At 67.5% G+C, this 16,641-nt stretch carries 17 protein-coding genes; 10 read left to right on the plus strand and 7 right to left on the minus strand.

The window, feature by feature from the left end; translation table 11 throughout:
• The first annotated feature begins 83 nt into the window (after positions 1 to 83).
• Positions 84 to 2,063: a DUF5107 domain-containing protein gene (locus ACYVI5_RS12470; protein WP_460580438.1), complete on the plus strand. Its 1,980-nt coding sequence runs from the start codon at positions 84 to 86 to the stop codon at positions 2,061 to 2,063.
• Positions 2,064 to 2,080: 17 nt separating this feature from the next.
• Here the strand turns inward: ACYVI5_RS12470 and ACYVI5_RS12475 are convergent, their stop codons facing one another.
• Positions 2,081 to 3,022 carry an RNA polymerase subunit sigma-70 gene (locus ACYVI5_RS12475; protein WP_460580439.1) on the minus strand — a complete coding sequence of 314 codons (942 nt, stop codon included), beginning with the start codon at positions 3,020 to 3,022 and terminating at the stop codon, positions 2,081 to 2,083.
• Complete coding sequence (locus ACYVI5_RS12480; RefSeq protein WP_460580440.1) at positions 3,019 to 3,906, minus strand: alpha/beta hydrolase; 888 nt, start codon at positions 3,904 to 3,906, stop codon at positions 3,019 to 3,021. Before ACYVI5_RS12480 ends, ACYVI5_RS12475 begins: the two co-directional genes overlap by 4 nt.
• A gap of 124 nt (positions 3,907 to 4,030) precedes the next feature.
• Here ACYVI5_RS12480 and ACYVI5_RS12485 point away from each other — a divergent pair, with 124 nt between their 5' ends.
• Both ACYVI5_RS12485 and ACYVI5_RS12490 read left to right on the plus strand, forming a co-directional pair.
• Positions 4,031 to 4,306: a hypothetical protein gene (locus ACYVI5_RS12485; protein WP_460580441.1), complete on the plus strand. Its 276-nt coding sequence runs from the start codon at positions 4,031 to 4,033 to the stop codon at positions 4,304 to 4,306.
• A gap of 88 nt (positions 4,307 to 4,394) precedes the next feature.
• Positions 4,395 to 5,135, plus strand: coding sequence for a YidC/Oxa1 family membrane protein insertase (locus ACYVI5_RS12490; protein ID WP_460580442.1), 741 nt, complete (start codon positions 4,395 to 4,397; stop codon positions 5,133 to 5,135).
• Positions 5,136 to 5,150: 15 nt separating this feature from the next.
• Here ACYVI5_RS12490 and ACYVI5_RS12495 read toward each other — a convergent pair whose 3' ends face one another.
• Positions 5,151 to 6,134 carry a ribonucleotide-diphosphate reductase subunit beta gene (locus ACYVI5_RS12495; RefSeq protein ID WP_460580443.1) on the minus strand — a complete coding sequence of 328 codons (984 nt, stop codon included), beginning with the start codon at positions 6,132 to 6,134 and terminating at the stop codon, positions 5,151 to 5,153.
• 142 nt (positions 6,135 to 6,276) lie between these two features.
• Positions 6,277 to 8,760, minus strand: a complete 2,484-nt coding sequence (locus ACYVI5_RS12500) for a ribonucleoside-diphosphate reductase subunit alpha (RefSeq protein ID WP_460580444.1) — start codon at positions 8,758 to 8,760, stop codon at positions 6,277 to 6,279.
• 467 nt (positions 8,761 to 9,227) lie between these two features.
• Between ACYVI5_RS12500 and ACYVI5_RS12505 the strand changes: the two genes are divergently transcribed.
• Together ACYVI5_RS12505 and ACYVI5_RS12510 are read left to right on the plus strand one after the other, a co-directional pair.
• Positions 9,228 to 10,439 carry an MFS transporter gene (locus tag ACYVI5_RS12505; RefSeq protein WP_460580445.1) on the plus strand — a complete coding sequence of 404 codons (1,212 nt, stop codon included), beginning with the start codon at positions 9,228 to 9,230 and terminating at the stop codon, positions 10,437 to 10,439.
• A gap of 74 nt (positions 10,440 to 10,513) precedes the next feature.
• The gene (locus ACYVI5_RS12510; RefSeq protein ID WP_460580446.1) at positions 10,514 to 11,290 is read left to right on the plus strand and encodes a nucleotidyltransferase domain-containing protein; all 777 of its coding nucleotides are present in this window, start codon (positions 10,514 to 10,516) and stop codon (positions 11,288 to 11,290) included.
• Positions 11,291 to 11,323: 33 nt separating this feature from the next.
• On the opposite strand, the gene ACYVI5_RS12515 is transcribed toward ACYVI5_RS12510, so the two are convergent.
• Both ACYVI5_RS12515 and ACYVI5_RS12520 read right to left on the minus strand, forming a co-directional pair.
• Entirely contained in the window at positions 11,324 to 11,698 is a 375-nt protein-coding gene (locus ACYVI5_RS12515; protein ID WP_460580447.1) for a tautomerase family protein, read from the minus strand.
• A gap of 70 nt (positions 11,699 to 11,768) precedes the next feature.
• The gene (locus tag ACYVI5_RS12520; protein WP_460580448.1) at positions 11,769 to 12,785 is read right to left on the minus strand and encodes an aldo/keto reductase; all 1,017 of its coding nucleotides are present in this window, start codon (positions 12,783 to 12,785) and stop codon (positions 11,769 to 11,771) included.
• Positions 12,786 to 12,934: 149 nt separating this feature from the next.
• Here ACYVI5_RS12520 and ACYVI5_RS12525 point away from each other — a divergent pair, with 149 nt between their 5' ends.
• From ACYVI5_RS12525 to ACYVI5_RS12535, 3 genes are read left to right on the plus strand one after another with little or no spacing between them, the layout of a single operon-like run.
• Complete coding sequence (locus ACYVI5_RS12525) at positions 12,935 to 14,119, plus strand: acyl-CoA dehydrogenase family protein (protein ID WP_460580449.1); 1,185 nt, start codon at positions 12,935 to 12,937, stop codon at positions 14,117 to 14,119.
• A 2-nt stretch (positions 14,120 to 14,121) separates the two neighbouring features.
• Positions 14,122 to 14,799 (plus strand): hypothetical protein, encoded by a 678-nt coding sequence (locus ACYVI5_RS12530; RefSeq protein WP_460580450.1) that lies wholly within the window; start codon positions 14,122 to 14,124, stop codon positions 14,797 to 14,799.
• On the plus strand, positions 14,796 to 15,014 hold the full coding sequence (locus tag ACYVI5_RS12535) for a DUF6186 family protein (RefSeq protein WP_460532717.1): 219 nt from the start codon (positions 14,796 to 14,798) through the stop codon (positions 15,012 to 15,014). Before ACYVI5_RS12530 ends, ACYVI5_RS12535 begins: the two co-directional genes overlap by 4 nt.
• Positions 15,015 to 15,024: 10 nt before the next feature.
• Here ACYVI5_RS12535 and ACYVI5_RS12540 read toward each other — a convergent pair whose 3' ends face one another.
• Entirely contained in the window at positions 15,025 to 15,420 is a 396-nt protein-coding gene (locus tag ACYVI5_RS12540; RefSeq protein ID WP_460532714.1) for an RNA-binding S4 domain-containing protein, read from the minus strand.
• 114 nt (positions 15,421 to 15,534) lie between these two features.
• On the opposite strand from ACYVI5_RS12540, the gene ACYVI5_RS12545 reads away from it, so the two are divergent.
• Both ACYVI5_RS12545 and ACYVI5_RS12550 read left to right on the plus strand, forming a co-directional pair.
• Positions 15,535 to 16,407: a DUF2510 domain-containing protein gene (locus ACYVI5_RS12545; RefSeq protein ID WP_460580451.1), complete on the plus strand. Its 873-nt coding sequence runs from the start codon at positions 15,535 to 15,537 to the stop codon at positions 16,405 to 16,407.
• 62 nt (positions 16,408 to 16,469) lie between these two features.
• Positions 16,470 to 16,628, plus strand: a complete 159-nt coding sequence (locus tag ACYVI5_RS12550; protein ID WP_460580452.1) for a hypothetical protein — start codon at positions 16,470 to 16,472, stop codon at positions 16,626 to 16,628.
• Positions 16,629 to 16,641 lie beyond the last annotated feature (13 nt).

A 16,641-nucleotide genomic window follows, 5' to 3' on the forward strand; every position in this document is an offset into this window, starting at 1 on the left:
GTCTTCTGAGAACATGGGCCAGGATGAACGAGCAATCTTCTTCGGCGCCGTCCTCCTCCGCTCTCGCCGTGCAGGAGGTGGTCATGCCCTCTGGCGATCTCGGCCTCGTGAACCCTCTACCGCCCATCGCGGGCTCGCGAGACCTTCACAAGGATGCCGGCACCGACGACGTCGACGACGAGCTGCGGTTCGGCCTGGGCTACGGCAAGGTCGAGACGGTGCTGCCGTACCTGATGCAGGACGGATACTCCCGCGGGCTGCGCGAAGCAGCGCATCCGGTGGCGGTGCTGGAGAACGAGTCGATTCGGGCCGAGTTCCTGCTCGACCTCGGCGGTCGCCTCTGGTCGCTCGTGGACAAGCGGACCGGGCGCGAACTGCTGCATCGCAACCCCGTGTTCCGTCCAGCCAATCTCGCTCTGCGCAACGCCTGGTTCGCCGGCGGCGTGGAATGGAACCTCGGCACCACCGGGCACTGGCCGCTGACGTGCTCACCGCTGCACGCGGTGCGGGTTCGTCGTGCGGACGGCACCGAGGCGCTGCGCATGTACGAGTACGAGCGGATGCGCGGGCTCATCGTGAGCATCGACGCCTCACTCCCGCAAGATGCTCCATTGCTGGTGGTGACCGTGAGCATCCGGAATCCCCGCGACATCGAGGTTCCGGTCTACTGGTGGTCGAACATCGCGGTTCCTGAGCGGGAGGACGTGCGCGTCGTCGCTCCTGCCGACTCGGCCTACCGGTTCGGCTACGAGGGAGTCCTCTCGACCGTCCCGTTCCCGGATGCCTACGCGGACGGCGTTGACCGCAGCTACACCACGCGGTCGCGCGACGCCGCCGACTACTTCTTCGAGCTGAACCGGGCGCCGATGCCGTGGATCGCCGCCCTGGACGGCGAGGGCAAGGGACTCTTCCAGGCCTCGACTGCCCGGCTGCGCGGTCGCAAGCTCTTCCTCTGGGGACAGGCGCAGGGCAGCAGGCGCTGGCAGCGCTGGCTGACCGATGGCGATCATCCGTATCTCGAGATTCAGGCGGGACTGGCGCGCACGCAGTTCGAGCACGTGCCCATGCCGGCCGGCGAGACGTGGCGCTGGAGCGAGGTGTACGGACTGGCGGATGCCGATCCTGCTGCGGTGCACGGTTCGTGGGAGCAGGCGGTCTCCGCGGCCCGTGACGCCGTGACGCGCACGCGGGCCGACGAGGTGCTCGCGCGGGAGGACGGCCGCGACGCCCGGGCCGACGAGATCGTGGAGATGCTGCAGCGAGCGTCCGGCTGGGGTGCTCTCGAGGATGCCCGGCGCAGGCGCACAGGCGAGCCGTCGCTGTCAACCGCCGCTACGCCCTTCCCGGCGAGCGATCTCGGCGCGGAGCAGGCCTGGTGGATCGACGCGCTCGAGCGTGGTTCTGCCGTCGAGGCGGATCCGGCATCTGACGCCGAACCGGGCGTTCGACCCCTCTCGTACCAGTCCGACCCGGCGTGGGAGCCTGTCGTGGCGGCGCAACCCGGCTGGACGGCGCGCCTGCACGAGGGCGTGCTGGCCGTGGCGCAGGGGCGGTGGGATTCCGCGGTCCAGGCGTGGCGGGCATCCGTGGCGCTGACAGACAACGGATGGGCGTGGCGCAATCTCGCCGTTGCGGCGTCGCGCGATGGCGACGTCGTTACGGCGGCGGATGCCTACGCGAAGGCGCACTCGCTCCTCCCCCACCTGCTTCCCCTCAGCATCGAGGCGGTGCGCCAGCTGCACGACAGCGGCCGCGCCGCCGATGCCCTGGCGCTCATCGAGTCACTCGACGCCGCGCAGCGAGCCGATGGACGCATCCGTTACGCGGAGGCTGCCGCCGCTCTCGCGGTGGGCGACCTCGACCGCTGCGCACGGCTTCTCGATGAGGGCATCGAGATCGCCGACCTGAAGGAGGGCGAGACCTCTCTCGACGGGCTGTGGGAGGACTACCAGGCCTCCCGCTTGGCGGAACGCGACGCCGTCGAGGTGACGGATGCCGTGCGCGAGCAGGCGGCGCGGGAGTTTCCGCCGCCGGAGCGGTACGACTTCCGCATGCACGTCTGAGGCGAGAGCCGCCGGCGTCAGGTGCGCGCCGTGGACCACTCGGCAAACGAGCTTGCGAGCGTTGCACCTTCGAAGACGGATACCCGAGCGATCCCGTCGCGACGCACATCGAGAACCGCTATTCCATACGGGCTGCCCTTCCAGTCGACCACGGCGGCCGGTTGGCCGTTGGCCACCACCGGGCGCATGGACCAGTCGCCCGGACGACCCACGGCCGCTGCGAAGACAGGCGCACACGCATCCATGCCGCGGAACGAGTCGCCGGACGGCATCAGCTCCAGGGAAGCGTCGGCACGGAGCACGGCCAGGAGCGGGGCGACCTCGCCGCTCTGGAAGGCCGAGATGTATGCGCCAAGCAGCCGCCGGGCGATGGGATCGCTCGGTTCGACCAGGTCGTCCGGCCTGCGGGACTGGCTGCGGATCCGCACGCGCGCTCGCTGCAGCGAGCTCTTCACAGCGACGACTGTGGTGCCGAGCATGTCGGCAACCTCGGAGGCCGGGAAGTCGAGCACCTCTCTCAGCAGGAACACGGCACGCTGGCGCGGGCCAAGCAGCTGCAGGGCTGCGACCAAAGCGAGCCGCAGGTCGTCGCCATCACCCGGTGCGGGTTGCAGCCAGCGAGCGGAATCATCCGCCGTTGTCGCGATGCGATCGTCCGGAGGCAGTTCCAACGGGAGCCCCCTACGCGTTCGGGAGCGCCGCGCATCGAGGCAGACGTTGATGGCGATTCGGTGCAGCCAGGTGCGTACGGATGCCCGGTGGTCGAATGCGTCCCACGAACGCCAGGCTCTGAGCTGAGTCTCCTGAACCGCGTCTTCGGCGTCGTCCCAGGAGCCCAGCATGCGGTAGGCGTGCGTGACCAGCTCGTGCCGAAGCGACGAGACCGCAGCGTCGAAGGCGCCCATCGTGTCGGAGCCATGCACTCCGGGGACGCCCTGCACGGCGTCGTCACTGGTCACGGGTTCAGTATCGACCGTAACCATGTCGCTCCCTCGGTGATCGCGTCGTCCGCGACCGGCGTACGTCCGGCCGTCATCTGGAACGTGTGCAGCTGGCCCTCGTAGGTGTCGACGCGGGTTCGCACTCCTGCCTCGCGCAAGCGCCGGGCCAGTCGGATGCTGTCGTCCAGCAGCGACTCCTCAGCTCCCACCTGGATGTACGTCGGCGGAAAGCCGTGGAGGTCGGTGAACAACGGTGCCGCTGCCGGATCACGGGGATCCTGTCCGTTCAGATAGCCGCGGGCGAGTCCGCGCACCACCTCACGCGTGAAGAACGGGTCCGTCCCCGTCTCGTACGATTCGCCGGTCGCCTCGAAATCCGACCAGGCCGACAGAAGCAGCAGCCCGGCTGGAACGGGCAAGCCCTCGTCGCGGGCGCGAGCGGCAACGCCGATGGCGAGCGTGGCTCCGCACGAGTCGCCGACGAGCGCGATCCTCCTTCCGCCGGCAAGCAGTGCCCGGTAGGCGTCGAACACGGCGTCCACCTGGGAAGGAAACGTGTACTCCGGAACCAGCCCGTACTCGACGGCGAACGCCGAGATGCCGCTCACCGCGACCAGGTGACCGAACATGCGATGGTGTGTGGACGCCGAGCCGCCGATGAAGCCACCGCCGTGGATCGCGAGGAGGACGCCACCGGAATCTTCGAGAGATCGGGCGTCGTCTGGTCGCAGCCAGAGGCCATCAGGGCTTGTTGCTCGCTCGACCGTCACCCATGGCGGCTCCGTGCCGAGTTGCTCCCAATCGGTCGTCTCGCCGCGTGCCAGGGCTTCCCAGTGCGCGCGATTGATGTCTGCCGTCGGGCTCGCAGTGGCCGGGGCGTCGGTTTTCGTCGTTGTCGTCATACAGGGATAGACGTCGAGAGACGCACGGAGGAATCGCGGCGTGAGGTATTACCGAGGCCGCGCGCGACGCACCCGCCCCGCCGCTGTCGCGCATCGCTGCTGGACGCCGCGATACGATCGGCGCATGCTCCGTCGCTTGATGCCCGTTCTGCTGATCGCGCTCGTCGCGGTCGCCGGGCTCGACACGTCGCACACGGCATCGGCGGCTGTTCTGGTAGCCGTCGCATCGATGGCAGTCCTGGCCGGAACCGCCGTTCTCGCCGCCGAAAGCGCCGGACGACGACCGACCCGTGTGAGCGCTACCCGAATCGCCTGGCTGGCGGCGACCGCCACCGCGACACCGACGCACACGGATGTCCGTGCTCTCATGCACGCACGACCCCCGTCGGCGAGACCATAGCGGCGCCACCGTCTGAACTCCTCGGCTCGTGTCGGCGCTCGCTTCACGCGTTCACCGACCGATCACACGAGACCTTGAGGACACGTTCATGGACCCCTTTTCCTTCCCACCGTTTGCGGCGGTGCTCGACGGCGCCGCTGCACTCATCACCGGCCTGACGAGTGCATTCGCCACGGTCGTGCCGACAGGCGTGGCCGCTCTCGCCGCGATCGCACTCGTCACACTCGCGGTGCGCGCGGCGTTGCTCCCCGTCGGGCTCGTCAACGCGCGGGCGCAGGTCGCGCGCGGCCGTCTTGCCCCGAGACTTCGCGAACTGCAGCGCCGGCACCGCAAAGACCCCGCGACCCTCGGCCGCAAGACTCAGGCGCTCTACACCGCAGAAGGCGTGTCGCCGTTCGCCGGCGTGCTGCCGACGTTGCTGCAGATCCCCGTCGTCTCCGTCGTGTACGGCGTCTTCACCAGGACCACGGTGGCGAGGCACGCCAACGCGCTGCTTGCGCACACGGTTCTCGGGTCGCCGCTCGGGGCATCCTTCGGGCAGTTGATCGCCGCGGGAGCGTTCGCTCAGCTCGCTCTCCCGCTGGCGCTGCTGACAGCGATCGCCGCGGTCGCCATAGTGTCGCGCCGCGTCGCGCTGCATTCAGCGAGGCAGGTCGACCCCGGTGCACCGGAACCGACTCGCCTCGCCAGTGTGCTCAGCTGGCTCCCGCTGCTCAGCGTCGTGTTCGCGGCTATCGCGCCGGTGGCGGCATCCGTCTATCTGGTGGTGTCGATGTCGTGGACGAGCGCCGAACGCACGATCGCCGTGCGCCACTACCTCACTGCCTGAGCAGGCAAGGGCGGGCTAGCTGCTGGCCTTCGCGTTCGACTCGTACGACGTGTTGATCGACTCGAAGAAGTTGACGAGCTCGAGCGTGTCGTTCGCCGCGGCCATCCACTTCGCCGGGTTCGTCACGTTGTACTCCGGACCGAACCCGAGCTCCTCGAGCCGCCGGTCGGCGAGGTACTTGACGTACTGGTTGATGTAGTTCGCGTTCAGCCCCAGGATGCCGCCGGGAAGAAGGTCCCGGTTGTACTCCTCTTCCATCTCCACCGCGTCGATGATCATCTTCTTGATCTCTGCGGCGAACTCCGGCGTCTGCAGGTCGGGGTTCTCCTCCAGCACCGTGAGGATCAGGTTCATGCCGAACTTCAGGTGAAGGGATTCGTCACGCACGATCCAGTCGATCAGCGAGCCGAAGTTGCGCAGCAGGTTCCGCTGCCGGAACGAGAGCGCAACCATGAAGCCCGAGTAGAACCAGATGCCCTCGAGGATGATGTTGTATGCCACGAGGTTGCGGATGAAGTCCTGCTTGCCCGCGGTCGTGGTGATGTCGAGCTTCTGCTCGAGCATGCGCCGGATGTACTTGACCTCGAACTCCTCTTTGCGCGCCATCGACGGGATGTCGACGTGCGAGGCGTACGCCTGCTCGCGGTCGATCGGGAACGTCTCGAGCACGTACTCGAACGACATCGAGTGGTTCGCTTCTTCCCACATCTGCTTCGCGAGGTACAGGTGGGCTTCGGCCGCATTGAGATAGGGATAGACGCCGAACGCGAGCGCCTTGTTCACGAGCAGCTCATTCGGGTTGAAGTAGCTGACCAGGAAGGTGACGGCATGCCGTTCCTCATCGGTCATCTTCTTGAAGTCCGCCAGGTCTTCACCCAACTGCACCTCGTTCGGGAACCAGGTGTTCGCCACGGCCTGGTCGTACAGGTCCATCGCCCACTGGTACTTCACCGGCTTGAGCAGCAGCCCCTCTTCGATGCCGGTTCCCAGAATGCCCATCGTTCTCTACGCCTCTATCTCGTTCTCGTGGTCGGTCGGGTGGTCGCGCGCTACTGGCAGGAGTCGCACTGGAAGGCATCCATCGGATCCTCCGGCACGAAGTACTCGCCCACGAACTGCTCTGCGGTGCGCTGGTCGTCCATCACTTGTCACCTCCAGCGACACCGCCGAAGCCGAACCCGCGACGAGCGGGAGCCGGTGCGGATGCCTGACTGCCGGCATCCGTACCGCTTGCGCCTGCTCCGACCCCGGCCGGCACCGCACCGAAGCCCTTGCGAGCACCGCCGATCTCCTCGGCCTTGTTCACCCGCACGGTCGTCTGCTCGGCCTGGTGGCGCGGCTTCATGTGCAGGTAGTAGGTGGTCTTCACACCGCGCTCCCACGCCGCCGCGTAGATGTCGACCATGTCGCCGATGTCGCGCGTCTCGAGGTAGATGTTGCGGCTGATCGACTGGTCGATCCACTTCTGGGCGCGCGCGGCGACCTCGAGGAACGCGTAGGGCGAGAGCTGGAAGCTCGTCTTGTACACGCGCTTGATCTCGTCGGGGATGTCGGCGATGCCCTGGATGTCTCCTTGGCTGCGAAGCACCTGCTCACGCACCTTCTCCCAGAGGCCGTGCTGCTGAAGCGTGCCGACCAGGTTGCGGTTCACCTCGAGGAACTTGCCGTTCGAGGTCGATCGGCTGAAGATCTGGGAGAACTGCGGGTCGAAGCCGGGTGTGGTCCCGGCGACGAGCCCGATGGATGCGGTGGGCGCGACCGCCATCAGCGTCGCGTTGCGCATGCCCCTCTTCACCCGCTGGCGAAGCGCGTCCCAGTCCATGCGGGTCTTGCGGTTGACCTTGATCTCGACGCCCCGGTCCTGTTCCGTGATCGCGATGGTGTCGAACGGCACCATTCCCTGCGACCAGCGGGAGCCCTGGAAATTCGGGTACGCGCCACGCTCGGCGGCCAGGTCGGCGGACTCCTCGATCGCGTAGTACGAGATGCGCTCCGCGACCTCGTCGATGAGGTCGTACGCCTCTTCGGACTCGTAGCTGAGTCCGAGACGCTCGACGACATCCGTGAAGCCCATGATGCCGAGGCCCACCGCACGGTTGTTCAGGTTGGCGTTGTCTGCCTCGGGGACCGACGACATCGTGATGTCGATCAGGTTGTCGAGCTGACGAATGGCCAGGCGTGCGCTGCGCTCGATCGTCGTCCAGTTGAACGTGCCGTCGTCCTGCAAGTGACGGGACAGGTTGATCGAGGCCAGGTTGCAGACCGCGATGTTGTCGATGTCCTGCGGAAGGCAGATCTCCGTGCACAGGTTCGACAGGTGGATTGTGCCCGTGTTGTTGTTCAGGGCCCTGTTGTTGATGGTGTCCTTCCAGGTCAGCCACGGGTGGCTGGTGGTCTGCAGGCTCATCAGCATGTCCTTGAACACGGACCGAGCCGTGGTGCGCTTGAACATGCGAAGGCGGCCGGCCTCGGCCTCTTCGATGTAGTGCGCGTAGCGCTCGGAGAAGGCCTTGCCGTAGAGCTCGTTGAGGTCGGCGACCTCGAGCGGGTCGAAGTAGTACCACGGCTCGTCGTGCTGCACGCGCTTCATGAACTCGTCGCTGATCCACACAGCCGTGTTGGCGGTGCGGGTGCGACGGTACGGGTCGCCGGAGTTCTGACGCAGGTCGAGGAACTCAGGGAAGTCGAGGTGCCAGTTCTCCATGTAGAAGCACAGCGCACCGAACTTCTTGCCGCCGCGGCTGACGGCTCGGAGCACGGAGTCGATCGTGTGCATGAACGGGATCGGACCGGTCGACGTGGTGTTGTTCGACCGGATCGGCGAGCCCTGCGAGCGCAGCTTCGTCACCGACAGGCCGATGCCTCCGGTGCCCTTCGTGATCCACATCACGTCGCGCACGCTCTTGGCGATGTGCTCGATGTCGTCGTGCATCTCCATCACGAAGCAGTTGGAGAGCTGCGGAAACTTCGTGCCGGCGTTCACGAGCGTTGAGCCGGCAGCGAGATAGTCGAGGCGAGACATCGTCTCGTAGAACTCGATCGCGATGCCGGTCGGATCGGTCTCGTTGAGCGACAGGCCCATGGCGATGCGCATCCAGAAGTACTGCGGCACCTCCAGCGGATCACCATTGCGCGCCTTGATGCCGTAGCGGTTGTTCAGCGTGACGAGGCCGATGTACTTGAGCAGGCCGTCGTTGGCCGGCTCGAGCACCGAGGCGAGCCGGTCGAGGTCGAAGAGATCGGGGAAGCGCGGATCGAGCAACTCCTCTTTGACGCCACGCTCGATGTAGGCGCGGAAGCCCTCGCGGTGGAGTCGCTTGAGATCGTCGTCGTTCTCGTAGTCGCCGAGCACGCGCTTGTAGATGGTCTTGAGCAGCAGCCGGGCGGCGACGGTGTCGAAAGCAGGGTCATCCTTGACGTTCTGCAGCGCCACCTGGATCACGGCCTCGTCCAACTGCTGAGTGGTGATGCCGTCGAACAGGGTCAGCTCGAGCTCGCTCGCGATCTGGGTGACCCAGGTGATGTTCTCGTCGAGCCCCTCCGAGGCCTTCTCGATCGCCAGGTTGATCTTGTTCGCGTCGTACGGCTCCCTCTCGCCGTTGCGCTTCACGACCGTGATTGTCACTTCGCCTCTTCCTCCACTACTGCTCGTGGCACCCTTTCGGATGCCGTCGACTCCACATCGGAGAGCGGAGTCGACGAAGCAGCCCGGCCGTTCGACGTGCCACCGCACGCCCTTCGGCCCGACGCCCCATCTCCCCGTGTTCTACCCCGGGCTCGTACCCGGATCCCCGCGCCGCGCGTCGTCTTCACTCATCGTCCGGCAGACCGCTGACATCCGGTTCGTGCGCTCGTGGCGACGCGGTTCTTCAAGCGTTCTGCCGACCTCGGGAGGCCCCGACTGGACCGGCGTGTGACCACTATATAGCGGGGTGCTCGGCAGCGCTCAACCCTAGATGTTGTGGGCGTGTCGTCCACAGAATGTGGATAAGTTCGCCGACTTATCCCCATTTTCCACAGCTGATCCGCGCCGCGTCCACACCGTCCCCCGGGCGCGGAGAATGGCCGGTCGGCGCATAGTATTGACCGCTAGTGAGCGCATATTCGGACCTGCTGAAGACGCCCGGTGTCGGCCGGATCATCGCTGCGCAGCTCACCGCGAGATTCCCCAGCGGGATGCTCTCGCTCGCACTACTCACTCACATCGAGCGCGTGCATCACACGTATGGCGCCGCCGGCCTGGTCCTGGCCGCCGCGAGCATAGGTCAGGCGGTCGCCGGTCCCCTCACCAGCCGCCTGATGGGGCGGGTGGGCATGCGCCCCGTGCTCATCGCCACGACAACGGTGTGCGCCGCGACGATCACACTGATCGCGCTCGTGGTCATGCCGATCCCCGTCACGATGGCGGTCGCGCTCGTCGGGGGCCTCGCCACGCCGCCCGTGCAGCCGGCCGTGCGCACGATCTATCCGAAGCTCGTCAACTCGCGCCTCCTGACGCCGCTCTTCTCACTGGATGCCTCGGCGCAGGAGATCATCTGGATCGCAGGTCCCGTCGTCATCACGTTCATCGCCACGCAGATCTCGACCACCATCGGCCTGCTGGTGTGCGCGGCGGTCATGCTGGCCGGCGGCGCGTGGTTCGTGGCGTCGCCCGAGCTCGGGAGGGTGCGCATCCCACGCAGCAAGCGCCGCTTCGGCGCAGTGCTCCGCCGACCGACCGTGATGCTCGCGACCATCGTCGGATTCCTGCTCGTGGGCTCGTGCGCGGCGATCGAGGCGGGTGTGATCGCCAACTTCGGAGACAAGGGACCGGAAGCCGGAATCGTGCTGGCGATCTGGTCGCTGGGCTCGCTCGCCGGCGGATTCGCGCTCGGAGCCGTGCCCATAGGACCGTGGGCGCTCGCACGGCGGATGCTCATCGTGTTCGTCGGCGTGGTGCTCGCCAGCCTCTGGATCACGAACATCTGGTGGCTCGCAGCGCTGCTCGTCATCGCGGGAGCCGGAATCGCGCCCGCGCTGGCCGTGATCTTCGCCATCGTCTCGTCGAGTGTGAAGTTCTCCGACACCGCGGAGGCTTACGGCTGGGTCGGCACCGGGCAGCTGATCGGCGCGGCGCTGGGAAGCGCCGTTGCCGGCTTCCTGATCGACCGCTACACGGCGATCGGCGCCTTCTGGGTCGCCGGCGTGCTCGCAGCGTTCGGCGTGCTCGTTCCCCTGATCGGCAAGCGGTGGCACCCGGATCTGCGCGGAAAGGATGCCAGCCCGATACCCGACACCGAGCCCGTGCCGTTGCCTCCGAGCTGACGGTCGCCCGCTCGAGCGACCCGCCGAAGGGGCGCCCGAACCACCGGCATAGGTGCCCTGTTACGGTGACGCTCATGGACGACGCGGCCTTCATCGAGTACGTCGGCGACCGCTTGGCCTCGCTGCCCGGCGTGGAGGCGGTGACGCTCGGCGGTTCCCGTGCCGAGGGCACGAACCGCCCAGACAGCGACTGGGATTTCTCCCTCTACTTCCGCGGCAGCTTCGATCCGCAATCGCTCCGCGACCTGGGCTGGCCCGGCACCGTCGGCGAACTCGGCAGCTGGAGCTCTGTGCCTCACACGGTCTTCAACGGCGGAGCGTGGCTGGAGATCGACGGCCGCGCCAGCGATATGCACTACCGAGACCTCGACGTCGTGGATCGGGTGATCTCCGAGACCCGCGAAGGCCGCTTCACCACCGAGCCTCTGTGGTTCCACGTGGCCGGGCTGCCCTCGTACTCGGTCCTGGCAGAACTGGCCACGAAGCGCGTGCTCGTCGGCGAGCTTCCCGATGTCACGGAGTATCCGCCGCAGCTGCGAAAACACGCTCCCGGTGCGTGGTGGGCGCAGGCGGAAGCGGAATTGGGCTATGCGCGCACCTACTACGCATCCGCGGGCCGGCTCACTCAGTGCGTCGGCTTGCTGGCCCGAGCGGCGACATGCACCGCGCACGCCGTGCTCGCGGCGCGGGGAATCTGGGTCACCAACGAGAAGCAGCTCTTCGTTCGCGCCGAGCTCGGCGAGGTCGACCGGATGCTCGCCACGGCGACGCCCGACCCCGTCGCGCTCGCGCGTCTCGTCGACGAATTCCGCGGGGCATGCGAGCGGGCCCTCCGCGAGGCACAGAGGTGACGACAAAAGCGGCCAGGGGCACGAAGCCCGAGTTCACTGAACGTATTGCGCGACGCCGTCGCCGAACGACCAGTCGGGCAGATCGTTCTCCACCAGCGTGATCAGGATGTTGCGCGATTCGACTCCGATGGCAGCGGCTTTCTCGGCGACCGCGCCATAGAACGCCTTCTTCTGCTCGACCGTACGGCCGGAGCGCAAGACGACCTGAACGATGACGACCCCTGCATCACGACGGATGCCCAGATAGCCCGGGTCGGCGATGACACGCGACCCTCCGCTACTGAGCACCTGGAAACGGTCATCCGCCGGGATGCCGATGGCCTCTACCAGCGCGTCGTGGACCGCTTCTCCCAGTTTCTCGAGCAGCTCGATGGGCGTGCCAGTGCTGTCGATGCGTACAAGTGGCATGGGCTGACACTATCCAGGATCCGGAGGCTCATGGGCGTCAGCGCACGAACGGCTTCGGCAGACGCATTCGTCACCACTTGTCGTGCACGCTAGCGCGGAAGTACTCGTCGTAGAGCTCCCGCACCGCCACGTCGAACTCGGCGCCCAGCGGCGCGACCGATCCTGCGGCAGCGTTGGAGCGCGCCTGATCCACGTTGCGGGCACCGGGGATGACGGAGCTGACGCCCGGCTGCTGCGCCACCCAGGCGAGAGCCGCCTTCGCCGGCGTGAGCTTGTCGGCGCACTCGATGCCGAGCGACCCGCGAGCGGATGCCACGACATCCGCGAACCGCCCCGCCGCCTCGACTCCGGTCTCGTAGTCCACACCGGAGAACGTCTCGCCCCCGTCGAACGCCTCGCCGTGCCGGTTGAACGTGCGGTGGTCCTGTGGCGCGAACGTCGTCTCCCTCGTGTAACGGCCGCTGAGCAGTCCACTCGCGAGCGGGACGCGCGCGATGATGCCCACCCCGGCATCCTGCGCGGCGGGCAGCACCCGCTCGAGCGGCTTCAGCCGGAACGCGTTCAGGATGATCTGCACAGTGGCCACATTGGGCCGCGCGATGGCGGTGAGCGCCTCTTCGCAGCGTTCGACGCTCACGCCGTAGTTCGCGATCGCGCCCTCGTCGACGAGTGCGTCCAGCGCGTCGAAGACCTCGTCGTCGGAGTACACCGCGGTCGGTGGGCAGTGCAGCTGCACCAGGTCGAGCGTGTCCGTGCGCAGGTTGGCGCGGGAACGGTCGATCCACTCTCTGAAGTTCTTCAGGGAGTAGTTCTCCGGCACCTGATCGACACGACGGCCCATCTTGGTCGCGACAGTGACACCGGCATCGGGGTGGGCCGCCCGGAAGCGGCCGATGATGCTCTCGCTGCGTCCATCGCCGTAGACATCGGCGGTGTCGAAGAACGTGACCCCGGCCTCGGCGGATGCCTCCAGCACGGCGAGCGCGTCCGCCTCGCTCACGTTTCCCCAGTCGGCCCCCAGCTGCCACGTTCCCAGTCCGATGACGGATACCGTGCGTCCGGTGCGGCCCAGCGTTCGGGTCTCCATTGTGCGCTCCTGCATAGGGGCCACCATAGCGACGCGCGCTGGAGCTTGGAGCCGCGGCGGCTATGCCGACGCGGCTGGGGTGCAACCCCGCGTGCACGCGGTGCGACCAGCTCGTCAGCGTGCCTTGTCAACCGGCGGCGCCCTGAGTCATGCGGCGTAACCTGAGAACCGTGAGCGAGTCTGCTGTGCGCGTGCTGTCGGACGAACAGCTGGAGCGCATCCGATCCAGGGCCGCAGGATACGACCGCGACAACGCCTTCTTCACCGAGGACCTCGCGGAGCTCACCGACTCCGGCTATCTCCGTGCCCTGGTGCCCGGGGAGTTCGGCGGCTTGGGGCTGTCGCTGCGCGACGTGGCGCGCGAGCAGGTGCGGCTCGCATCCGCTGCGCCCGCGACCGCGCTCGCGGTGAACATGCACCTGGTGTGGACAGGCGTCGCGAAGGTGCTGCGCGACCGCGGCGACGACTCGCTCGAGTTCGTGCAACGCGAGGCGGGCGCCGGAGAGGTGTTCGGATTCGGCATCAGTGAGGGTGGCAACGACCTCGTGCTCTTCGGATCGCGAACGGATGCCCGCCCCGACGGACAAGGGGGCTACACCTTTCACGGCACCAAGATCTTCACGTCGCTCTCGCCCGCATGGACCCGGTTGGGCACCATGGGGCTGGACTCCACGAGCGAAGACGCGCCGAAGATCGTGTTCGGCTTCATCGACCGCGCCGAGGGCGGCTTCGAGATCGCCGACGACTGGAACACGCTCGGCATGCGCGCCACCCAGTCCAACTCCATACGGATGGACGGTGCTCACGCTGCCGCTGACCGCATCGTGCGCAGGCTGGATCCCGGTCCGAACGCCGATCTGCTCACGTTCGGCATCTTCGCCAACTTCGAGCTGCTGCTGGCCTCCGTGTACACGGGCATCGGGGCACGGGCGCTGGAACTCGCGGTCGAGGCGGTGAAGAGGCGCACCTCGATGAAGAACGACGGTCGGTCGTACGCGCAGGATCCGGACATCCGCTGGCGCATCGCCGACGCCGCGATCGCACAGGACGCGCTGTACCCGCAGCTCGATGCCATCACCGCCGACGTCGATATGGTCGTCGACCACGGAGGGCAGTGGTTCGCAAAGCTGGTCGGCATGAAGGTGCGTGCCACCGAGACGGCTCGGGACGTGGTCGACAAGGCGATCCGCGTCTCCGGCGGCGGCAGCTACTTCGCCGGCAACGAACTGGGGCGACTGTACCGGGACGTGCTCGCCGGCATGTTCCACCCGTCGGACGACGAGTCGGCCCACTCGACCGTAGCGACCGCCTGGCTGGGTCCGATCGAGGCCTGATCGTGGCGGGCCGTTCCTCGTCACGGAGGCCGCAGCGCGGCCGGCTTCGGGATGCCCGCAACCGTCGCGCCCGGTTCGTCACGCGCCTGCGCCTGGACTGGTGGTGGATCGCCATCCTCCTGATCTGCGGATCGTTCCAGATCTACCGCGGCGCCCCGATCGACGGCGCTTTCTTCCTCGCCGCGGGTGCCGCACTGCTGGCGGATGCCGCCGGCTGGCTCCGCAGGCTCGACCGCTACCCGCTCCCCCGCCTGCATCTGGCCGTGCAGATAGTGCTCGGCGTGCTCGCCGTCGCCGTCATCACGCTCGCGCCCCAGTGGGGCGTCGCCGACCTCGTCGTGGTGTGCGTCATCGGGGCGACGGCCGTCATCGTGAGCTGGCGCAACGACGACATCTACCCGGTGGACACCGAGGCGGAGCGGTCTGTAGAGCAGGCGGACGCGCTGCGTCGCGCTGCCATCCGGTCCGCGGTGCTGTGGGCGTGCGCCGGTGTCTTCCTTTGCCTGTGGGAGTTGCTGCACTTCTTCCTCGCGATGCCGTCTCCGCAGGCCGAGTGGGATCATCCGGTGCTGTCCGACCTCATCGATCCGATCGTCGCCAACCCGGTCGGCCGCGCGGTGTGCGCGACGCTGTGGATCGTGGGCGGGGCGGCGCTGCTGCGCAGGGGGAGGCATCCGTGACCCGCATCATCACGATCTCCGGCTTCATCTCGGTCGGTGTCTTCGGCATCGTGCTCGCCTGGTACGCCTGGCGGGTTCCGGATCGTCTTGCCTCGTTCGGCTCGCTGCTCGACCGGGTGATGACGTCGAGAGCGGTGCGCATCACACTCGTGCTGTTCTGGTGGTGGCTGGGCTGGCACTTCTTCGCGGCGGCACCATTGCCGGCCTCATCGTGAGGGATGCGCCTCAATGACGGCCGCGGAGCCGCTCGAGTTCGCGGCGGTCGCGTTTGGTGGGGCGTCCCGCGCCGCGCTCGCGGACGACCGCGGCGGGCTGTTCGACCCGGGGCGGCCGTGCGGGCGTGCGGTCCAGGTACGCCGCCTGAGCGACGGGTGCACCGACACGCTTGGTGAGGATGCCGCGCACCTCGACGATGTGCTCGCGATCGGTCGTCACCCGCACCTCGTCGCCGACGCGCACGATCTGTGCCGGCTTCGCCCGTTCTCCGTTGACCTTCACGTGGCCGGCCTTGCATGCGGCCGTCGCGAGCGATCTCGTCTTGTAGAAGCGCACCGACCACACCCAGATGTCCGCGCGTGTGGAGCCCGTCGCCATCGGTTCGCTGCTGGTGCCACCGGCCATCGCCCCATCGTAGGCATGGGCGTTGCAGACCCCGCGATGGAGCGCACTTAAGCGGTTGCGCTACGCTCACGGCGTGCCCCGAGATGGGCACAGACGCGACGCAGGAGAACATCGATGACCGACCCGAACCAGCATCAGACACCCCCGGCCTGGTATCCGGACCCCGACCCGAACAATCCGGGCGGGCAGCGCTGGTGGGATGGCTCCCGATGGACCGAGCACTCCCGTCCGGCGGTGCCGGCTCCGCAGCCGCTCTACGATGCGGGGCAGGATGCCAGCACGCCCGCGGCGCAGCATCCAGCATCGGTGCAGGCCGGCTACGGGCAGCCGGCACAGCCTGCCACAGCGCAGCATGCTCCTGCCCAGTCCCCCTACCCGCCATCGGCGGCGCAGGCCGGCCACGTACCGACCCCGGCGCCGGCCTACGCTCCAGGCGGTTACGCCGGCGCTCCCGCACAGGCGGCGTTCCAGCCCGTGCGGCCCGGGACATCCGCGCTGACGTGGGCGATCTGGCTGGTGGTCGGGCTCCCGCTGCTCACGGCGATCGCCTTCATGTTCGCCGACTTCACCTCATACTTCCGCGCGGTCATCGCGCTCAGCGCTTCCGGATCGACGCCGGACAACGCAGACGTCGCCCACTTCACCTCCGCGATGAGCGGATTCTTCGTGGGCATTCTCCTGATAGACGCGCTCGGGTTCGTGATCTACGGGCTCAGCGTGATGTTCGCGTATTTCGACTGGCGCGAACTGCAGCGCCGCGGGTTCGTTCGCCCGTTCCACTGGGCCTGGACGTTCCTCAGCCAGCCCGTCTACGTGATCGGTCGCACCGTCGTCGCCCGGCGTCGCGGCGGCTCCGATGTGATGTGGCCGATCTGGGGGCTGATCGCGGTCTTCGTCATTGCCATCGTGCTGGTGGTGATCAAGGTCGTCATGATGTTCAACGTCATCTACTCGACCGTGGGAACCTACGCACCGGGCATGTCCTGAGTCCGCGATAGGGCCCGGGCTCGCGATAGGGTGAGTTCGGGCATGACGAGAGGGAGCATTCCGTGGAGTACTTGGTCTTCGCTGCAGGTGCGGTGATCTTCGGGCTGTTCTGCTTGTGGGCCCTCTACGACTCGGCGAAGGATGCTCACACACGCAAGACGCACCCGGAGCGCGCCGCGATCGTCGACACCGAGCACCACGCCATCGAGGGCAGTCACTAGGGCAGTCCCAGCC

It is taken from the genome of Humibacter ginsengisoli (assembly GCF_054780095.1).

Bases quoted from the DNA above. Each gene is read 5' to 3' on its own strand.
- ACYVI5_RS12470 (WP_460580438.1), top strand. From the start codon at position 84: ATGCCCTCTGGCGATCTCGGCCTCGTGAACCCTCTACCGCCCATCGCG.
- ACYVI5_RS12480 (WP_460580440.1), bottom strand. From the start codon at position 3,906: ATGACGACAACGACGAAAACCGACGCCCCGGCCACTGCGAGCCCGACG.
- ACYVI5_RS12485 (WP_460580441.1), top strand. From the start codon at position 4,031: ATGCTCCGTCGCTTGATGCCCGTTCTGCTGATCGCGCTCGTCGCGGTC.
- ACYVI5_RS12490 (WP_460580442.1), top strand. From the start codon at position 4,395: ATGGACCCCTTTTCCTTCCCACCGTTTGCGGCGGTGCTCGACGGCGCC.
- ACYVI5_RS12495 (WP_460580443.1), bottom strand. From the start codon at position 6,134: ATGGGCATTCTGGGAACCGGCATCGAAGAGGGGCTGCTGCTCAAGCCG.
- ACYVI5_RS12510 (WP_460580446.1), top strand. From the start codon at position 10,514: ATGGACGACGCGGCCTTCATCGAGTACGTCGGCGACCGCTTGGCCTCG.
- ACYVI5_RS12515 (WP_460580447.1), bottom strand. From the start codon at position 11,698: ATGCCACTTGTACGCATCGACAGCACTGGCACGCCCATCGAGCTGCTC.
- ACYVI5_RS12520 (WP_460580448.1), bottom strand. From the start codon at position 12,785: ATGGAGACCCGAACGCTGGGCCGCACCGGACGCACGGTATCCGTCATC.
- ACYVI5_RS12525 (WP_460580449.1), top strand. From the start codon at position 12,935: ATGCGGCGTAACCTGAGAACCGTGAGCGAGTCTGCTGTGCGCGTGCTG.
- ACYVI5_RS12540 (WP_460532714.1), bottom strand. From the start codon at position 15,420: ATGGCCGGTGGCACCAGCAGCGAACCGATGGCGACGGGCTCCACACGC.
- ACYVI5_RS12545 (WP_460580451.1), top strand. From the start codon at position 15,535: ATGACCGACCCGAACCAGCATCAGACACCCCCGGCCTGGTATCCGGAC.